The sequence below is a fragment of the Micromonospora endophytica genome (assembly GCF_003236305.1).
Taxonomy (GTDB): Bacteria; Actinomycetota; Actinomycetes; order Mycobacteriales; family Micromonosporaceae; genus Micromonospora; species Micromonospora endophytica.
On sequence record NZ_POTX01000126.1, the window covers coordinates 1 to 17,155 of the forward strand.

The window sequence follows — 17,155 nt, forward strand, 5'->3', positions numbered from 1 at the left end:
CAGCGACATCGACCGGGGGCGGGGGCGGACGGCGGTGGCGAGCACCTGCCCGGTCGCGTCGGTGAGCACGCCTTTGCTGCTCCCCGTGCCGAGGTCGATGCCGATCAGCAGTGGTGCCATCTACAGGTTCACCTCGCCGCAGAGGTGCACTGCCAGGCCCAGTTCGGCGAACATGGCGGCCTTGGCGGCGAGCGCCCGGTCGGCGGTGGCGGCGTCCGGGGCGTACACCACGTTGAGGTGGTTGGCCTTGTGCCGGGCCATCAGCTGGTCGCGGTCGACGCCGTGCAGGACCGCGTGCATGATCGGCCACTGCGGGGTGGTGGCGTCGAGCCGGCGCTGGGTCTCCTCGGCGGGCAGCTCGACGGCGGTGCCCCGGCCCAGGTCGACGTGGAGGATGCCGTCGGCGATGAAGACCCGGGACCAGATGATCTCGCCCGGCTTGGAGACGCCGCTGAGGGTGCCGCCGCCGAGCGGGAAGTACATCGGCGGCTGGCGCATGCTCCAGCTCTTGTCGTAGCCGCCGTGGTGCGAGGCGGGGACCGAGCCGGAGATCTCCATCACCCAGACGAACTGGCCGTCGTACTCCTCACCCCAGCGGATGTCGTGCAGGGTGGTGGCCGGGTCCAGTCCCATCGCGGTCCAGATCCGGTTGGTGATCAGGGAGTCCACCGCGACGCCCTCGTCGACCTCGTTGAAGTGCGGCAGCGGCGCGCCGGCGTAGAGTTCGCGGGCGCCGTCGCGGCTGGTCACCGGCGGGCGGGAGACGTTGTTGAGCAGCCCTTCGACCAGGTCACTGGCGGGTACGACGTCCTTCAAACCCTGCTGGTACTGGATGCCGACGGCGTCGAGACCGAAGTCGTCGGCGATGCGCAGCGCGGCGACGTACATCTTGAACTGGCTGTGCAGTTGGGCGTCGGTCAGCTCGGTGGCCTCGTCGGTGCCGGTGTGGAAGGTCAGCCCGGCGGCGTCCAGCCAGTCCCGGACGGCCTGGGCCTCGGCGTCGCTGACCGTGCCCATCTCGGCGACCAGCGCGCTCTGCGACAGCCGCTCCTTGTAGATGCCGAGCGGGTTGAGCAGTTCGTCGTCGATGATGGCGTTGTACATGCCCATGCAGCCCTCGTCGAAGACGCCGATGATGGCCTTGTCCCGCTTGAGCTGGGCCGCCAGCGCCCGGCCGAGGCGTACCTCGGTGTTGTCCGGCAGCGCCGGCAGGTCGCGTACGTGGCTCTGGTCGTGCTCCAGCTTGCCGGTCTCCAGCCAGGTCCGCAGCCGGGACACCGCCCACTCGTCGGTGAACTTCTCGCTCCACAGGATGGAGTGCGCCACGCCCGCCTTGGTCAGGCTGGCGGTCAGCCCGAGCAGGCCGACCAGGCCGGGGAACTCGCCGCTCCAGTTCGCCACCACCAGGATCGGTCCCTGGTGGGTACGCAGCCCGGCCAGCACGTGGTGGCTGTACTGCCAGACCGCCTCGGCGACGATCAGCGGCGCGTCCGGCGGGATCGACTTGAACACCTCGATGCCCTGGCGCTGGCTGGCGATGAAGCCGTGGCCGGCGGCCTCGTCGACCGGGTGGGCCCGGTGGACCCGGTGGCCCAGGGCGACGACCGCCGCCTCCAGGTCGGCCTCGAACTGCCGCTGCACCGGCCAGCAGGTGACGTTGGCGCTGGGCCGCAGGTCGCCGCTGGCGACGGTCCAGACCACGCCGGGCTCGGCCGACGGCTGTTCGGTCAATTCGGGAAAGGCGTAGTTGCTCACGCGGGGCTCCTTGGGGACGGCGAGGTCACAGCAGGTCGGCGGCGGTTTCGAGGGCGCCGGCGCGGGTCGGGTCTACAGCAGGTCGGCGACGGCGGTTTCGAGGGCGCGACGGTTCTCGGCCGAGATCGGGTCGAGTGGGGCGCGCAGGGCGCTGGCCGGCAGCCCGCGCAGTTCGAGGACGGCTTTGAGGTGGGCGAGGTCGCCGTGCCGGGTGGCGGCCACCGCCCGCCGCGCGCGTTCCCGGGCCACCGCGAGGGCTTCGGTGTCGCCGCTGCGCAAGGCGTCGCGGACGGCGAGGAAGGGGGCCGGCAGCGCGGAGCTGACGCCGGAGACCACGCCCGCGCCGCCGGCTGCGACGATCTCGGCGAAGTCGGCGTCGGCACCGGAGTAGACCGGCAGGTCCTGTCCGTTCAGGGCGGCCAGGTAGTCGGGGAGCACGGCGGTCGGCTCGCCACTGATCTTGACGCCGGCCAGGCCGGTCGCGGCCAGCCGGGCCAGCAGCGCCGGCGAGACAACTGTGGTGGTACGGGCGGCGAAGAGGTACCCGTACACCGGTACGTCACCGGCTGCGGCCACCACCGCCTGGTAGTAGTCGAGCAGCGCCGACTCGGTGGCCGGGAAGTAGTGCGGGGTCAGCGCCGCCAGGCGGGCCGCGCCCCGGTCGACGGCGGCGCGGGTGAGGCGTACCGCCTGGTGGGTGCTGGCGTGCCCGACGTGCCAGTAGGTGCGGTCGGGACCGAAGGCGTCGGCGGCGGCGGCGCTGACGTCCAACCGCTCGGCGTCGGTGAGGGTGGTGAACTCGCCGGTGGTGCCGGCCACGAACACCCCGTCGAGCGGGTGCTGGGCGAGTTGGTCGTACGCCGCCCGGGTGGCCACCAGGTCGACGCTGCCGTCGGCGGCGAAGAGGGTAGGTACGGCGCTGATCAGGTTGGCAGCGGGATGGGCCGTCGTCATGAGGTGTGCTCCGAGGGGTCGAGCAGGGCGAGCGCGATGCCGCGCCGCTGCCAGGTGTAGGTCACCGCGAGCCGGTCCCCGGCGGGGACCAGACAGGGGTACGAGAACTCGTTGGCGCCGGTGGTCCGCACCCCGGAGTCGGCGGGTCGGTAGCCCTCACCGGTCGGGTCGCCGAGGGACTGCTCAAGGGTTCGCCAGGGCGTGAAGTTCTCCCCCTCGTCGGTGGAGGCGGAGACGACAAGCGGCGCGCGGCTGGCCCAGTCACCGGTGGTGGGGTTGTGCGCCAGGTAGAGGGTGGTGCCGAGGCGGGCCACGGCGATGCCGGAGTTGTTGTTCGGCACCGACGAGAGCACCCCGGGTGTCCAGGTCTCGCCGTCGTCGACGCTGCTCGCCGCGACCAGCCGGCCGGCGGTGCTGCGGGCCAGCAGCCGCAGATCGCCGGCCGGGGTCTGCCAGAGTGCGGGCTGGATCGCCCCGGCGCCGGGGAAGGTGTCGTGGTCGAGGGCGATGTCCGGGGTACGCCGCCAGGTGCGGCCGTCGTCGTCGCTGAGGTCGACGAAGCAGTCCCAGCGGGGGCGTTCGCCCCAGGTTTCGGTGGATGCCCCGGCGAGCAGCCGGCCGGAGCGCAACCGCAGCGGCGGGGTGCGTACCGGGCCCCGGCCGCCCGGCTCCGCGTTCCCCAGCGGCCGTGGGGCCGACCAGGTGCGACCTTCGTCGGCCGAGGTCACCTGGTACGTCACCCAGGTCGAGATGGTGGTGCCGACCTTGAACCAGCAGACGAGTTCCCCGCTGGTACGCAGGTGCAGCACCGGGTTCCAGCAGGGGGCCAGGTCGCCACTGACCGCCACCGGTGCCGTCCAGGTGTCGTCGGCACCAACGCTCAGCCAGATCCGGGAGTTGGCCGCTCCTTCGTGGTCGCCGGCGAACCAGGCGACCACGAAGGAGTCGTCGAGCGGGCAGATGGTGCTGCCGTGGCACTGGCCGGGGACGTCCTGGACGACGAAGTGTCTCGCCGTCACCGGCTGGCCTCCACGGGCACCGGCGGGTCGGTCGGGGTGTCGCTGTCGTCGGCCTCCTGCCGGCGGGCCTTGCGCCGGGCCCGGATCCGGGGCACCGCCACGGCCAGCACACCCAGCACGATCAAGCCGACGGCGATCGGGCTGGTGTAGATGGTCTCCAACCCGCCCAGTTCCATCGAGCGGCGGAAGTTGCGTTCGGCGAGCGGGCCGAGGATCAGGCCGAGCACGATCGGGCCGGCCGGGAAGCCGTACCGGCGCAGCAGCAGACCGAGCACGCCGAACAGGAGCATCACGCCCACGTCGAAGATGGCGTTGTTGACCGCGTACGTGCCGACGACGCAGAAGGCCAGGATGACCGTCCAGAGGAACCGGTCGGGCAGTTCGAGCAGTTTCGCGACGCCCCGCATCCGCAGCAGGCTCAGTCCCAGGGCCAGTACGGTCGCGACGAGCATGATCCCGGCGATCGAGTAGACCAGGTCCGGCTGGGAGCTGAACAGTCCGGGACCGGGCTGGATGCCCCAGATGATCATCGAGCCGAGCATCACCGCCATCACCGAGTCCCCCGGCACACCGAGGGCCAGGGTGGTCAGCACCGATCCGCCGACCCCGGCGTTGGAGGAGGAGTCGGCCGCGGTGAGCCCCTCCAGCGAGCCCTTGCCGAACTTCTCCGGCTGCTTGGAGAGCCGCTTGGCCTGGTTCCAGGCGACGATGCCGCCGATGTCACCGCCGACGGCGGGCAGCACGCCGACCACGGTGCCCACGGCCGAGCCCACCGCCACCGGCTTGATCAGTTGCTTGTTCTCCTGCTTGTTGGGCCACCAGCGGCCAAAGCTGGTGATCGGTTTCTGCTGGCCCCGGGTGCGCGAGATCATCTGGCTGAACACCTCGGCGATGCCGAAGAGACCGATGATCACCGCGATGAACGGCACCCCCTCGACCAGTTGCGGGATGCCGAAGGTGAACCGGTCCGAGCCGTCCATCGGGTCCCGGCCGATGGTGCCCAGCGCCAGGCCGAACAGGCCGGCGATGAGACCCTTGACGAGTTGCTTGCCGGAGACCTCGACCATCATGGTCAGGCCGAAGATCACCAGGGCGAACATCTCCGGCGAACCGAAGCGCATGGCCAGGGTGCTCAGCGGGATCGCCGCGACCATCAGCACCCCGATGCCGACGAAGCCGCCGGCCGCCGAGGCGAACGCGGACGCGGTCAGCGCGATGCCGGCCTTGCCCTGCTTGGCCATCGCGTACCCGTCGAAGGTGGTGGCGATGGAAGCCGGCGTGCCCGGCGTGTTGATCAGAATGGCCGGCACCCGGTCACCGAACTGGGCGGCGATCAGGATGGTCAGCAGCACCGCCAGACCCGGCAGCGGGTCCATGGTCAGGGTGAAGGCGCTGGCCAGGGCAACCGCCATGGTGGCGGTGATGCCGGGAAAGGCGCCGACCAACATGCCGATGCCCGCGCCGATGGCGATGCAGAGCAGCATCTGCAGGGAGAGGAGGGCACCGAAGCCCTCGAACAGCGCGTTCACAGCGGCACCCGCAGCAGCAGACCGAACAGAACGTAGATCACGACAGTCACTCCGGCGGGAAAGAGAAGCAGGTCCTTGATCCCCCGACCGCCCGCGACCCAGGTGAGCGCGGCGACGAAGACCAGCCCGGAGACCAGGAAGTGCAGGTAGTACCAGAGCAGGCCGAAGGCCACGGTGGCCGCGACGAAACCGACCACCCGGACGATCCCGGAGCGGGAGGCGGGGCCCTCTTCATCGTCGTCGTCGGCCGTCTTCGCCGTGGCGGCCCTCGGCGTGGTGACGAAGGCGAGGACGATCTGGAGGACCGACAGGCCGATGATCCCGAAGGCGAGCGCCTCGGGCCAGATCCGGGGGCTTACCGCCAGCGCCCGGGTGGGCAACTCGATCGAGCGGGCCAACCCCAGGAGTACGGTGCCCAGCACCAGGAAGACCACCCCCGGTGCCGCCGCACGCCAGCGCGCGGCGACACCGAGGTCACCCTGGACCGGCGGGTGGTGGCTGACCATGTCAGCCGTAGATCTGACCGAAGCGGTCGTACTCGGACTGGGTGAACTGGGTTGCCTCGTCGGGCGAGGTGGCCAGCGGGGTGTTGCCGGCCTTGGTCATCACGTCCTTGAACGCCTGCGACGAGGCGGCCTTGTTGACGGCCTCGGCCAGCCGCTGCTTGACCTCGTCCGGCAGGCCGGCGGGGGCGCCCATCAGGCCCCAACCGCCGATCACCACGTCGACGCCCTGCTCCTTGCCGGTCGGCACGTCCGGCAGCGAGGAGACCCGTTCGGGAGCCAGCACGGCGAGGATCCGCAGCTGGTTGTTGCCCGCCGCGGCGGCGGACTCGCTGACCCCGGCCATCACGGCCTGGACCTCGCCGGAGACACCGGCGGCCACGGCGGGGGCGCCGCCGTCGTACGGGACCGGCTTGAAGGTCACTCCGGCCGCCTCGCCGAGGGCGAGGGTGGCGGCCTCCCAGATCGCGCCGGCGCCGGAGTTCGACACGGTGATCGTGCCCGGGTCCTTGCGCGCCGCCGCCAGCAGGTCGTCGAGCGTCTGGTACGGGCTGTTGGTCGGCACCGAGAGGGTCGCCGGCGCGTTCATGACCTGCCCGAGGATCGTGTACTGGTCGGGCTTGATGTCGGCGCCCTGGTGCCCGAGCATCGCCACCTCGACCGGGATGAAACCGATCGAGTAGCCGTCGGCGGGCCGGTCCTTGAGGTAGGTCAGGCCGACCCGGCCACCGCCGCCGGTCCGGTTCTCCACCACGATCGACCGGCCCAGGTCCGACTCCAGCTCCTTGGCCAGCGTACGGGCGGTCAGGTCGGAACCGCCGCCGGCGGCGGCGTGCACGATAAGGGTGAGGTCCTTCTCCGGGTAGTTCGCGCCGGAGGCGGTCTCGCTCCCGCCGCGGTTGGCACAACCGGTCACCACGAGGGTGCCGGCCACGGCCAGCGCGGCGAGGCGCAGCATGCGTGTGCTCATTCGTCGGTCTCTCTCTGGACGGGAGTCGGGGGGATCGCGGAACGCAGCCGCGAGCAGGTCGTCTGCAGGTGTCGGTGCAGCTCGGCCTTGACCTCTGCGACCTTTCCGGCGGTGATCAGTCCGGCGAGGTCGTGGTGTTCCCGCGCCGAGGGCGCGAGGTCGGCCAGCCGCTTGCCAGAGGCGTGCAGCAGACCTTCGATGGTGGGACGAAACTGGTTCCACAGGACGCTGAGCCGGGTCATCCCGGCGCTGTCGAAGAACGCGCTGTGGAACCGGATGTCGGCCGTGGTGAAGGCGGACGGGTCACGGTCGGCCACGGCCGTGTCCATCTCCGCCAGGGCGGTACGCAATTGTCGGGCGAGGACCTCGCGCCGGACGCCGATGGCCCGTTCCACCGCCAGCAACTCGAACGACTCGCGGAGCGCCATCAGCTCCTCGATGTCCGCGTCGCTGAGCGAACGGGTGGCCGCGTTCCGGCCCGAGCCGGCGACGAGTCCCTCCGCCCGCAGAATGCGGATGGCGTCTCGTACCGGCCCCCGGCTGACCTGGAAGGAATCAGCCAGATCCTCCTCGACGAGCCGGGTGCCCGAGGGTACGTCGCCCACGATGATGCGGCGGCGCAGCTCGTTTGCCAGCTTCTCGCCGAGGGACTCCACCCTGATCGGCCTGACGTCCAACACGTTGCCCTCCCGATAACCGTTAACAGTTAACACTTTACTTTTCCGCCGGTCAACGGCTGATGACGAACAAGTTTCTCGATGTTTCGTACCGGCGTTTTGCCTGGTAGATCCCGCATCCGTCGACGTACGGCAGGAATGCCCGACCAGCGCCGCGCACCGCCCGCGTCCCCGCGGACCCTGCCCTCGGCGGCCCGACCCACGCCCGAAGCCCGGCCCATGCCCGAAGCCTGGCCGACGCCGGGGGCCCGGCCATGCCCGAAGCCTGGCCGACGCCGGGGGCCCGGCCGCCGTCGGGCGCAGGGTTGATGTGGTGCCTCGACGCGGGCCTGGTCCCGACGTCGGCCGGCGGCACCCGCGTGGACGCATGCTCTCCAGCCAACCACGGATTCATCGGGGTCGACGACGAGAGACCGGCAGTGGAACTGCCGGTCTCTCTCTGCGGCCGCGCGATCTGTCGGCCCGGCCGTGCACGTGTTAGGAGGGGGCCCCTCCTATACACCAGGCGTTAGCAGGGGGCCCCTCCTTGCACCTCAGCTGGTTTCGCCGGCTACGGAGAAGGAGCGGAGCCGGTTGATCGCGAGCAGGGCGAAGCCGACGCTGATCAGTGCCGTCATCACCGCCGCCACGGTGACGGAGACCGTGGTGTCGAGCAGTTCGGTCGGGGCGAGTCGGTCGGCCAGGGCGATCACGTAGTGCTGGATGGAGAGCACCCGGGTGCCGGTGACCACGTTGCTGAGCAGGCCCTCCCAGATGAGCACGTAGACCAGGCCGAGCAGCACCGGTCGACGGGTGAGCAGGCTGGCCGCCACGAACAGGGCCGAGTACGCCACCGCACCGAGCGCCGCGGCGACAGCCAACGCCAGACCGAGGCGGGCCGAGGAGGCCAGCAGACCGGCGGCGAAGAGCGGCACCGCGACGGTGGCGGCGCTGACTCCGATCGCCACCGCCAACTTCGGCAGCACGATCTGCCAGCGAGGAAGAGGCGTGGTGAGCACGTGCACCACGGTGCCGTCGTCGATCTCGGCACCGAGCACGCCGGTGCCGACGATCAGCGCGACCACCGGCAGCACCACGGCCAGCCCCAGGCCGACGAGCACCGGCGGCCCCCAGTTGGCGGGAGCCACCCCCAGCCCTCGGCAGAGCACGGCCAGCGCCACCAGCAACGCGGGCAGCGGCAGCAGCAACAGGAACCGGCGGCGGCCGAGCAGCCCGCGCGCGGTGATCCAGGCGACAGTGGACATCAGGCCTCCACCAGGTAGGAGAAGACGCTCTCCAGGGATTCGTCCTCGGGGATCAACTGCCGCACCCGTACGCCTCGGGCCAGGGCCACCTTCGGCAGCACCCGGGTGAAGGCGCCGTAGTCACCGGCCCGTACGGTCAGGCCGTCCCGGCTCAGTTCGACGCCGGTGACCGAGGGCTCAGCCATCAGGGCGACGGCAAGCGCCCGGTCGTCGGTGGAGCGGATGGCGAAGACGTGCGGCCGGTTGGTCATCAGCCGGCGGATGGTCCGGAAGTCGCCGGAGGCGGCGAGTCGCCCGGCGACCATCACCTGCACGGTGCCGGAGACCTGCTCGACCTCCTCCAGGATGTGTGAGCTGAACAGGATGGTCCGGCCGGCGTCGCCGAGCGAGTGCAGCAACCCCATCATGTGCAGCCGTTGCCGCGGGTCCATGCCGTTGAACGGCTCGTCGAGCAGCAGCACCTGCGGGTCGTGCACCAGCGCCGCCGCCACCCGGGCCCGCTGCCGCATGCCCTTGGAGTACGTGCCGATCCGGCGGTCCTGCGCGCCCTCCAACTCGACCAGGGCGATCGCCCGGCGGGCCGCTGCCTGCGGATCCGGCAGCTTGTGCAGCTTCGCGGTGGCCAGTACGAACTCGTACGCGGTGAGGAAGCTGTGCACCGCCTCCCGCTCACTGACCAGGCCGAGGCGGCGGTAGACCTCGGGGTTGCGCCAGGTGGGTCCGCCGTCCAGGGTGACGGTGCCCCGGGAGGGGGCGAGGAACCCGGCCATCATGTGCAGCAGTGTGGTCTTACCCGCGCCGTTCGGGCCGAGCAGCCCGGTCACGCCGGGGCCGAGGCTCATGCTCACGTCGTTGACCGCGACCACGTTGCCGTACCAGCGGGACACCCCGACAAGGTCGAGGGTGCTGGTGTTGACGGCCGGCGGGGCGGGATTGCTGATCGTGGTCATCGTGCGGCCACCTTCCGGTAGCGGGCCAGCAGCAGGGCGACGCAGGCGGCGATCAGCGCGACGGCGGCCAGCGCGTACACCGGGCCGAAGGGGCCGAGGTCGGGGCCGCCGCCGTCCAGGCTGGTGACGATCTGGTCGCGCATCGCCCAGATGCCGATGCCCTGCACCAGGGTGGAGGGTGAGGCGAGACCGGCCAGCTGGTTCACGGTCTCCGACGGCAGGATCGTCAGCGTGCCGACGATCGGCGTGGTCATCAGGAAGACCGCGACGATCCCGCCGGCGGCGAAGGCGCGTTTGCCGGTCAGCGCGGCGACCAGCAGACCGACCGAGGCGAAGATCCCCGCCCACAGCCCGGCGTAGAGCAGCCCGGGCAGCAGGTCGAGCAGCTCGTCCCAGACCGCGCCCATTCCGTCGGAGGTGAACGCGGCACCGAAGAACATCACCAGTTGCGGCGCACCGAGCAGCAGCCAGAGCCCGGTGGCCAGGGCGAGCAGCTTGGCCAGCGGGTAGTCGGCGCGGGGCAGCGGCCGGGAGAAGTAGAGCGGGAGCACCCCGCTGCGCAGGTCTCGGGAGACCAGCTCGGGTGCGGCCACCGCGACGAAGAAGATGACAAGCCAGCTCATCGAGTCGGCGAACTGGGCGTACGTCATCACCCGTTGGCCGATCTGGCTGCTGATCGCGGTCACCGCGGCGGCGACCATGACCACGATGCCGACCACCAGCCAGGGGAAGATCTTCGCCTTGGCGCTGCGGCCCAGCCCGAAGACGGTCCGTACGCCGTGCAGGTAGAGCGCGCCGAAGACCTGCCGGCGGCCGAGCCGGGGGCCGGTGTAGCGCTGGTAGCCGATGTCGTGGATGACGCCCGTCGGCTCAGGCATGGCTGCTCTCCCTCGCGGCGAAGAGTTCGGCGACCCGGTGCCGGCGCTGATCCAGCCGGTGCAGCGGCAGGTCCAACTCGGCCACCGCACCGAGAATCAGGTCGTACGTGCCCTGGTCGGCCAGGGGGACGAGCAGCAGTCGGCCGTCCCGGCTCACCGGCAGGTCGAGCGCGGCCAACCGGGTGGCGAGCGCGTCGGTGCCCTCGCTGACCTCGACGGCGAGCACGTCGGTGGCGGAGGTCATCGCGGCGATGTGGTCGGCGCGCAGCAGCCGCCCGCCCTCGATCGCGACGAGGGTGTCGCAGATCCGCTCGACCTCGCCGAGCAGGTGCGAGCAGACGAGCACGGAGATGCCGAACTCGTTGCCGATCCGGTGCACCAGGGCCAGCATGGCGTCCCGGCCGGCCGGGTCGAGGCCGTTGGTGGGCTCGTCGAGCAGCAGCAGATCGGGGTCGTGCACCAGCGCCTGGGCGAGCTTGACCCGCTGCTTCATGCCGGTGGAGTAGCCGCCCACCGGGCGGTGGCGCTCCTCGTGCAGCCCCACGTGCCGCAGCGCCTCGGAAGCCCGTTCCCGGGCGACAGTACGCGGCAGGCCACTCATTCGGCCGAGGTGGGTGACCAGCTCGGCGGCGGACAGGTCGGGCGGCAGGCAGTCGTGCTCGGGCATGTAGCCGACCCGGGCGCGGACCTGTGCCGCGTCGGTGCTCGGATCCAGGCCCAGCACCTGGATCCGGCCGGCGGTCGGGGTCAGCAGGCCGAGCAGCAGCTTGATCAGCGTCGACTTGCCGGCGCCGTTGGCGCCGACCAGGCCGACGACGCCCGGCTCGACCGCGACGGTCAGCTCGGAAAGCGCAGTCACTCCGCCGCCGTAGACCTTCGTCAACGACTCGGTTGCGATCAGTGTCACGCCGACAGCCTAGAGAGGTTCGACAATGCGGTGATCCGGGAAACGCGCCCGGCCTTTCCCTGATTCTGGCCAGCCGGCGCCCCCTAGGGTCTGGGTAGGCGGTGGTGCTCTCGACCGATCGGCGGGCGGCTGCGAAACTGTGTGCCGGTCGCCGGAGTTGGGGGTTCGATGAGCAACGGGTGGGTGCTGCCCGACGAGGTGCTGCGGGACGCGCCGGCGTACACGCCGCGTCCCGGCGAGCTCGCGGATCTGGAGCTGTTGCTGATCGGTGCGTACGCGCCGTTGACAGGCTTCATGACCCGGGCCGACCTGGTCTCGGTCAGCCGCCGGGGCCGGCTGGTCGACGGCGCGTCGTGGCCGGTCGCGGTCACGCTTCAGGTGCCCACCGCGTTGCTGGCGCAGCTCGATCTCTCCGACCCGGACCGCCGCACGATCGTGCTGACCGACGGTGAGGGCGCGCCGGCCGCCGCGCTTGAGGTGAGCGACGCGTGGCAGGTGCGTGACGGCGTGGCGGGCGTCGGGGGCCAGGTCCGCCGGCTCGGTGACGGTGGACACGGGCCGTTCCAGCGGCTGCGTCGTACGCCCGAGGAGTTGCGGGCGCTGCTGCCACCCGGCCGGGTGCTCGGGGTGATCGCCGACCGGCCGCTGCACCGGCCGCAGCTGGCCCAGATCGCGCACGCGGTGCGTACGCTCAGCGCACATCTGCTGATCATGATTCCGGTGGGTGAGGACGGCCTCGGCGGACTGCCGCCGGAGGCGCTGGTCCGCAGCGTCTTCGCCGCCCGCGACCGGATGCCGGCGGCGACCCTGGTCGCGGTGCCGTTGGCGCACCGGCCGGACGAGATCAGCGACGCCCTGCTGCGGGCCCGGGTCTCCGCCGCGTACGGCGTCACCCACCTGCTCTCCACCGGCGAGATGCTCTCCGGGGCCGGCCTGCGGGTGCTGGTGCCGCGCGAGCTGGCGTACGACAACCGGGACGGCCAGTGGCGCTGGCGCGACGACATCCCGCCGCGCAACAGGCGGCTCGCCCTGAGCCAGCAGGAGATCGACGACCTGCTCGACCGGGGGTTCCCGCTGCCCGAGTGGCACACGCCGCCGGCGGTGGCGAAGGAGCTGAGCCGGGCCCGGCCGCCCCGACGGCAGCGGGGTCTGGTGGTGTTCCTCACCGGGCTCTCCGGCTCCGGCAAGTCGACGGTCGCCCGTGGTCTCGCCAACGCCCTCCGTGAGCAGGGCGAGCGCACGATCACCCTGCTCGACGGTGACGTGGTGCGCCGCGAGTTGACCGCGGGGCTGGGGTTCAGCAAGGCCGACCGGGACACGAACGTGCGGCGGATCGGCTGGGTGGCCGCCGAGATCGCCCGGCACCGGGGCATCTCCATCTGCTGCCCCATCGCACCGTACGCCCAGGCCCGGTCGGCGGCCCGGGCGATGGCTGTCGCGGCGGGCGCCGGGTTCCTGCTGGTGCATGTCGCCACGCCGCTTGAGGTCTGTGAGCAGCGCGACCGCAAGGGCCTGTACGCGCGCGCCCGCGCCGGCCTGCTCACCGGGATGACAGGCATCGACGACCCGTACGAGGAACCCACCGACGCCGATCTGGTGTTGGACACCACCGATCTCAGCGTGGACGAGGCGGTCCAGGCGGTGTTGCACCACCTCACCGAGACTGGTTGGGTGGAGCCTCGCCTGCCGGCGCTCTGACCGGCTGGTGGCACCGCGGAGAGACTGGGGACCGGCGATGAAGCGTACCGAGATCAGGTTGGCCGACGGCCGGGAGCTGATCTACTTCGACGAGCGGGACGACGCCGTCCGGGACCAGCCGGACCGGCGTGAGCTGCCCCCTCCCCCACCCGCTTCCCAACTGCGCCTCGATCCGCTCACCGACGAGTGGGTGGCGGTCGCCGTGCACCGGCAGACGCGGACCTTCCTGCCGCCCGCCGACCAGTGTCCGCTCTGCCCCTCCACGGCGGAGCGGCTCAGCGAGATCCCGGCCCCGGATTACGCCGTCGCGGTCTTCGAGAACCGGTTCCCGGCCCTGAGCGGACGGGTGGCCGAGGAGCCGGCCGAGATCACGCCGTTCACGCCGGTCCGGCCGGGCCAGGGGCGCTGCGAGGTGGTCTGCTTCACCGACGACCACAACTCGGCCTTCGCCGCGCTGCCGCCGAGCCGGGTCCGCACGGTGCTCGACGCGCTCGCCGACCGCACCACAGTGCTCAGCGAGTACGACGGCGTCGAGCAGGTCTTCTGCTTCGAGAACCGGGGCGTGGAGATCGGGGTGACCCTGCACCATCCGCACGGGCAGATCTACGCGTACCCGTTCCTGCCGCCGCGTACCCGCTCGTTGCTGGCGGCGGCCCGGCGGCACGCCGAGCGCACCGGCGGGCGCAACCTCTACGCCGACGTGCTCGCCGCCGAGCGGGAGGCCGGCACGCGGGTGGTCGCGGCGAACGAGCACTGGACGGCGTACGTGCCGGCGGCGGCCCGGTGGCCGTTCGAGGTGCACATCGCCCCGCACCGACCGGTGCCGGACATCCCGGCGCTCAGCGATGACGAGCGGGACGCTTTCGGCCCGCTCTATCTGGATCTGCTGCGCCGCTTCGACGGCCTGTTCGACATGCCGATGCCCTACATCGCCGCCTGGCACCAGGCACCGGTCCGCATCGACCGCGAACTGGGCCATCTGCACCTGCAACTGTTCAGCATCCGGCGGGCGGCGGACAAACTGAAATACCTGGCCGGCTCGGAGTCGGCGATGGGCGTGTTCATCAACGACATCGCACCCGAGCGCGCCGCCGCCCTCCTCCGCACCCCCTGACCCCCTCGTCGATCTAGGGACGATCGTCGCTACTTGATCTCCAAGAACGACGAAAGCCCCTAGATCGACGAGGAGCAGCGGGGGCTGGAAGCAGGGCGCGGGGGGCCCGGGACAGGGCCCCCCGCAGGGAAGGGACGGCTGACGTGAACGACAGCCTGGAAGGCTGGTCGCTCGGCACAGGTGCCGAGCGGCGGTCATGGTCAACCTTCCGGGACGCGACTGGCATCTCGTCCAACCACGTCAACGACGTGCACCGGTCCGGGGTGACGCCGCGGTTCCGACAGGCGGGGACGCCCAGAGCCGACCCGGCGGGCCGGAAAGCGGCGAGCCCGCCGACGCTCCGGGCGCCGGCGGGGCTCGACAGGTGCTGACGTGGTCAGGCGGCCAGGCGGCGCGCCAGGTTCTCGTCGAGCGTGTTCATGAACTCGTCGGTGGTCTGCCACGGGGCGTCCCGCGAGATCAGCAGCGCGAGGTCCTTGGTCATCTGACCGCTCTCGACGGTCTCGACGATCACCGACTCCAGCGTGTTGGCGAACTCGGTGACCGCCGGGGTGCCGTCCAGCTTGCCCCGGTGGGCCAGGCCCCGGGTCCAGGCGTAGATCGAGGCGATCGGGTTGGTCGAGGTCTTCTCGCCCTTCTGCCACTGCCGGTAGTGCCGGGTGACGGTGCCGTGCGCGGCCTCGGCCTCGACCGTGCGGCCGTCGGGCGACAGCAGGACCGAGGTCATCAGGCCGAGCGAGCCGAAGCCCTGCGCGACGGTGTCGGACTGCACGTCACCGTCGTAGTTCTTGCAGGCCCAGACGTAGCCGCCCTCCCACTTGAGCGCGGCGGCGACCATGTCGTCGATGAGCCGGTGCTCGTAGGTGATGCCGGCGGCGGCGAACTCGGAGGCGAACTCGTTCTCGAACACCTCGGCGAAGATGTCCTTGAAGCGACCGTCGTACGCCTTGAGGATGGTGTTCTTGGTCGACAGGTAGACCGGGTAGTTGCGGTCCAGGCCGTACCGGAACGACGCCCGGGCGAAGTCCCGGATCGACTCGTCGTAGTTGTACATCCCCATCGCGATGCCGCCGCCGGGGAAGTTGGCGACCTCCATCTCGACCGGCTGCGAACCGTCGGCCGGGGTGTAGGTGATGGTCACCGTGCCGGGGCCGGGGACGACGAAGTCGGTGGCCTTGTACTGGTCGCCGTGGGCGTGCCGGCCGATGATGATCGGCTTGGTCCAGCCCGGGACGAGCCGCGGCACGTTCGACATGATGATCGGCTCGCGGAAGACGACGCCGCCGAGGATGTTGCGGATGGTGCCGTTCGGCGACCGCCACATCTTCTTCAGCCCGAACTCCTCCACCCGGGCCTCGTCCGGGGTGATGGTGGCGCACTTGACGCCGACGCCGTGCTCCTTGATGGCGTTGGCGGCGTCAATGGTGACCTGGTCGTCGGTGGCATCGCGGTGCTGGATCGACAGGTCGTAGTAGTGCAGGTCGACGTCGAGGTAGGGCAGGATCAGCTGCTCGCGGATCTGCTTCCAGATGATCCGGGTCATCTCGTCGCCGTCGAGCTCCACGACCGGGTTGTTTACCTTGATCTTCGCCATCGGCCGGCGCTCCTCTCGGGGGACACGTGCTCAAGCAGTACGAGCGTACTGGATCCGCCTCGACCGGGCCCGGACGGCCTCTTACCCGTCCGGGCCCGGGCCATGCCCCGAGCTGCCGGGCACGGTCAGCTGGCCGCCTCCACGCCGTGCAGCCACTGCACGAGCTGAAGGATCACCCCGTTGGGGTCGGTGACCTGGAAGAAGCGTTCGCCCCAGGGCTCGGTCTGCAGCGGGGTGGCGATCGCCACGCCGGCGGCCTGGAGGCGGGCGTACTCGGCGTCGATGTCGTCCACCACGAAGACCACAAGCAGCCCCTCGGCCCGCTGGTGCTTCAGGCTCTCGGGCGCAAGGGTGGCCAGGCCGACCCGCAGGAAGATCAGGTTGAAGCCGACCCCGTCGCGGGCCAGCGAGACGAACCCGTCCGCCGCCATCTCCTCCCGGAACCCGAAGTGCTCCTTGACGAAGGCGGCGGAGGCGGAGACGTCCTCGACGTTGAGCGAGATGGCTGATCCGGTGATGTGCACATGCGCTCCCTGGATTGGCAGTTACTTCGTACATTGTACAACGTACTACGTACGAAGATTTGACCTGCGAAGATCGGCAGGTGCCCAACCACCGCACCGGAGGCGGCGATCCCGCCCACACCCTGCGCCTGCTCTGGCGACAACTCGGCGCGGGCCCGCGCCGCGGCCCACGGCCGGGCCGCTCACTTGAGGACATCGTGACGGCCGCGATCGCGCTGGCCGACGCCGAGGGGCTGGACGCGGTGACCATGCGTGCCGTCGCGCAGGCCGTCGGCGTGGCACCGATGACGCTCTACACGTACGTGCCAGGCAAGGCCGAGCTGCTCGACCTGATGCTGGACGCGGTCTACGCGGAAATGCCCAGGCCGGACCGCTCCGGCGAACCTTGGCGGGTACGGGTCGCGGCGCTCGCCCGAGACAACCGGGAGCTGTTCGCCGCCCACCCGTGGGCCGCCGAGGTCGCCACCGGTCGCCCGCCGCTGGGCCCCGGCCTGATCGCCAAGTACGAGTACGAGCTACGCGCCTTCGACGACACCGGCCTGGACGACGTGACCCGGGACGCCGCGTTGACCTACGTACTCGATTTCGTCCGGGCCGCGGCCCGCTCGGCGGCCGAGGCGCGGTCGGCTCGCCGGGACAGTGCCTGGACCGACGAGCAGTGGTGGGCGGCGAACGGTCCGCTGCTGGCAGAGGTGCTCGACGAGCGGCGCTACCCGACCGCCGTCCGGGTCGGCGCCGCCGCAGGCACCGCCCAGCACGCCGCCTACCACCCCGACCAGGCGTACGAGTTCGGCCTCGCCCGCGTCCTGGACGGCCTGGCCACCCTCATTTCCCCACCC

General features: G+C 71.1%; 16 protein-coding genes. 3 read left to right on the forward strand and 13 right to left on the reverse strand.

All coding sequences use genetic code 11. The annotated features are described in order from the left end of the window. Positions 1 to 120: 120 nt before the first annotated feature. The 11 genes from C1I93_RS18200 to C1I93_RS18250 form a co-directional block, all read right to left on the reverse strand. On the reverse strand, positions 121 to 1,755 hold the full coding sequence (locus tag C1I93_RS18200; RefSeq protein ID WP_111244494.1) for a fucose isomerase: 1,635 nt from the start codon (positions 1,753 to 1,755) through the stop codon (positions 121 to 123). 72 nt (positions 1,756 to 1,827) lie between these two features. Beyond that, a complete protein-coding gene (locus C1I93_RS18205) occupies positions 1,828 to 2,709 on the reverse strand; it encodes a dihydrodipicolinate synthase family protein (RefSeq protein WP_111244495.1) in 882 nt (293 codons plus the stop codon). After that, positions 2,706 to 3,728, reverse strand: a complete 1,023-nt coding sequence (locus C1I93_RS18210) for a sialidase family protein (protein WP_111244496.1) — start codon at positions 3,726 to 3,728, stop codon at positions 2,706 to 2,708. Before C1I93_RS18210 ends, C1I93_RS18205 begins: the two co-directional genes overlap by 4 nt. Next, complete coding sequence (locus tag C1I93_RS18215; protein ID WP_111244497.1) at positions 3,725 to 5,257, reverse strand: tripartite tricarboxylate transporter permease; 1,533 nt, start codon at positions 5,255 to 5,257, stop codon at positions 3,725 to 3,727. The genes C1I93_RS18210 and C1I93_RS18215 overlap by 4 nt, the downstream gene beginning before the upstream one ends. Further along, entirely contained in the window at positions 5,254 to 5,763 is a 510-nt protein-coding gene (locus tag C1I93_RS18220; protein ID WP_111244498.1) for a tripartite tricarboxylate transporter TctB family protein, read from the reverse strand. Before C1I93_RS18220 ends, C1I93_RS18215 begins: the two co-directional genes overlap by 4 nt. Position 5,764: 1 nt before the next feature. After that, positions 5,765 to 6,730, reverse strand: a complete 966-nt coding sequence (locus C1I93_RS18225) for a tripartite tricarboxylate transporter substrate binding protein (protein WP_111244499.1) — start codon at positions 6,728 to 6,730, stop codon at positions 5,765 to 5,767. Then, on the reverse strand, positions 6,727 to 7,410 hold the full coding sequence (locus tag C1I93_RS18230) for a GntR family transcriptional regulator (protein WP_181445223.1): 684 nt from the start codon (positions 7,408 to 7,410) through the stop codon (positions 6,727 to 6,729). Before C1I93_RS18230 ends, C1I93_RS18225 begins: the two co-directional genes overlap by 4 nt. A gap of 530 nt (positions 7,411 to 7,940) precedes the next feature. Then, positions 7,941 to 8,651, reverse strand: a complete 711-nt coding sequence (locus C1I93_RS18235) for an ABC transporter permease (protein WP_111244501.1) — start codon at positions 8,649 to 8,651, stop codon at positions 7,941 to 7,943. After that, positions 8,651 to 9,601 (reverse strand): ABC transporter ATP-binding protein, encoded by a 951-nt coding sequence (locus C1I93_RS18240; protein ID WP_111244502.1) that lies wholly within the window; start codon positions 9,599 to 9,601, stop codon positions 8,651 to 8,653. Before C1I93_RS18240 ends, C1I93_RS18235 begins: the two co-directional genes overlap by 1 nt. Then, complete coding sequence (locus C1I93_RS18245) at positions 9,598 to 10,479, reverse strand: ABC transporter permease (protein ID WP_111244503.1); 882 nt, start codon at positions 10,477 to 10,479, stop codon at positions 9,598 to 9,600. The genes C1I93_RS18240 and C1I93_RS18245 overlap by 4 nt, the downstream gene beginning before the upstream one ends. Then, complete coding sequence (locus C1I93_RS18250; RefSeq protein WP_111244504.1) at positions 10,472 to 11,386, reverse strand: ABC transporter ATP-binding protein; 915 nt, start codon at positions 11,384 to 11,386, stop codon at positions 10,472 to 10,474. Before C1I93_RS18250 ends, C1I93_RS18245 begins: the two co-directional genes overlap by 8 nt. A 168-nt stretch (positions 11,387 to 11,554) precedes the next feature. On the opposite strand from C1I93_RS18250, the gene cysC reads away from it, so the two are divergent. Together cysC and galT are read left to right on the forward strand one after the other, a co-directional pair. After that, positions 11,555 to 13,084 carry an adenylyl-sulfate kinase gene (gene cysC / locus C1I93_RS18255; protein WP_111244505.1) on the forward strand — a complete coding sequence of 510 codons (1,530 nt, stop codon included), beginning with the start codon at positions 11,555 to 11,557 and terminating at the stop codon, positions 13,082 to 13,084. Between the two features lie 37 nt (positions 13,085 to 13,121). Next, positions 13,122 to 14,198, forward strand: a complete 1,077-nt coding sequence (gene galT / locus C1I93_RS18260) for a galactose-1-phosphate uridylyltransferase (RefSeq protein WP_111244506.1) — start codon at positions 13,122 to 13,124, stop codon at positions 14,196 to 14,198. 376 nt (positions 14,199 to 14,574) lie between these two features. Here galT and C1I93_RS18265 read toward each other — a convergent pair whose 3' ends face one another. Then, complete coding sequence (locus C1I93_RS18265; protein WP_111244507.1) at positions 14,575 to 15,792, reverse strand: NADP-dependent isocitrate dehydrogenase; 1,218 nt, start codon at positions 15,790 to 15,792, stop codon at positions 14,575 to 14,577. 125 nt (positions 15,793 to 15,917) lie between these two features. After that, positions 15,918 to 16,316: a VOC family protein gene (locus C1I93_RS18270; protein ID WP_111244508.1), complete on the reverse strand. Its 399-nt coding sequence runs from the start codon at positions 16,314 to 16,316 to the stop codon at positions 15,918 to 15,920. Positions 16,317 to 16,396: 80 nt separating this feature from the next. Between C1I93_RS18270 and C1I93_RS18275 the strand changes: the two genes are divergently transcribed. Continuing rightward, the coding region (locus C1I93_RS18275) for a TetR/AcrR family transcriptional regulator (RefSeq protein ID WP_111244509.1) at positions 16,397 to 17,155 on the forward strand (759 nt) is incomplete at its 3' end.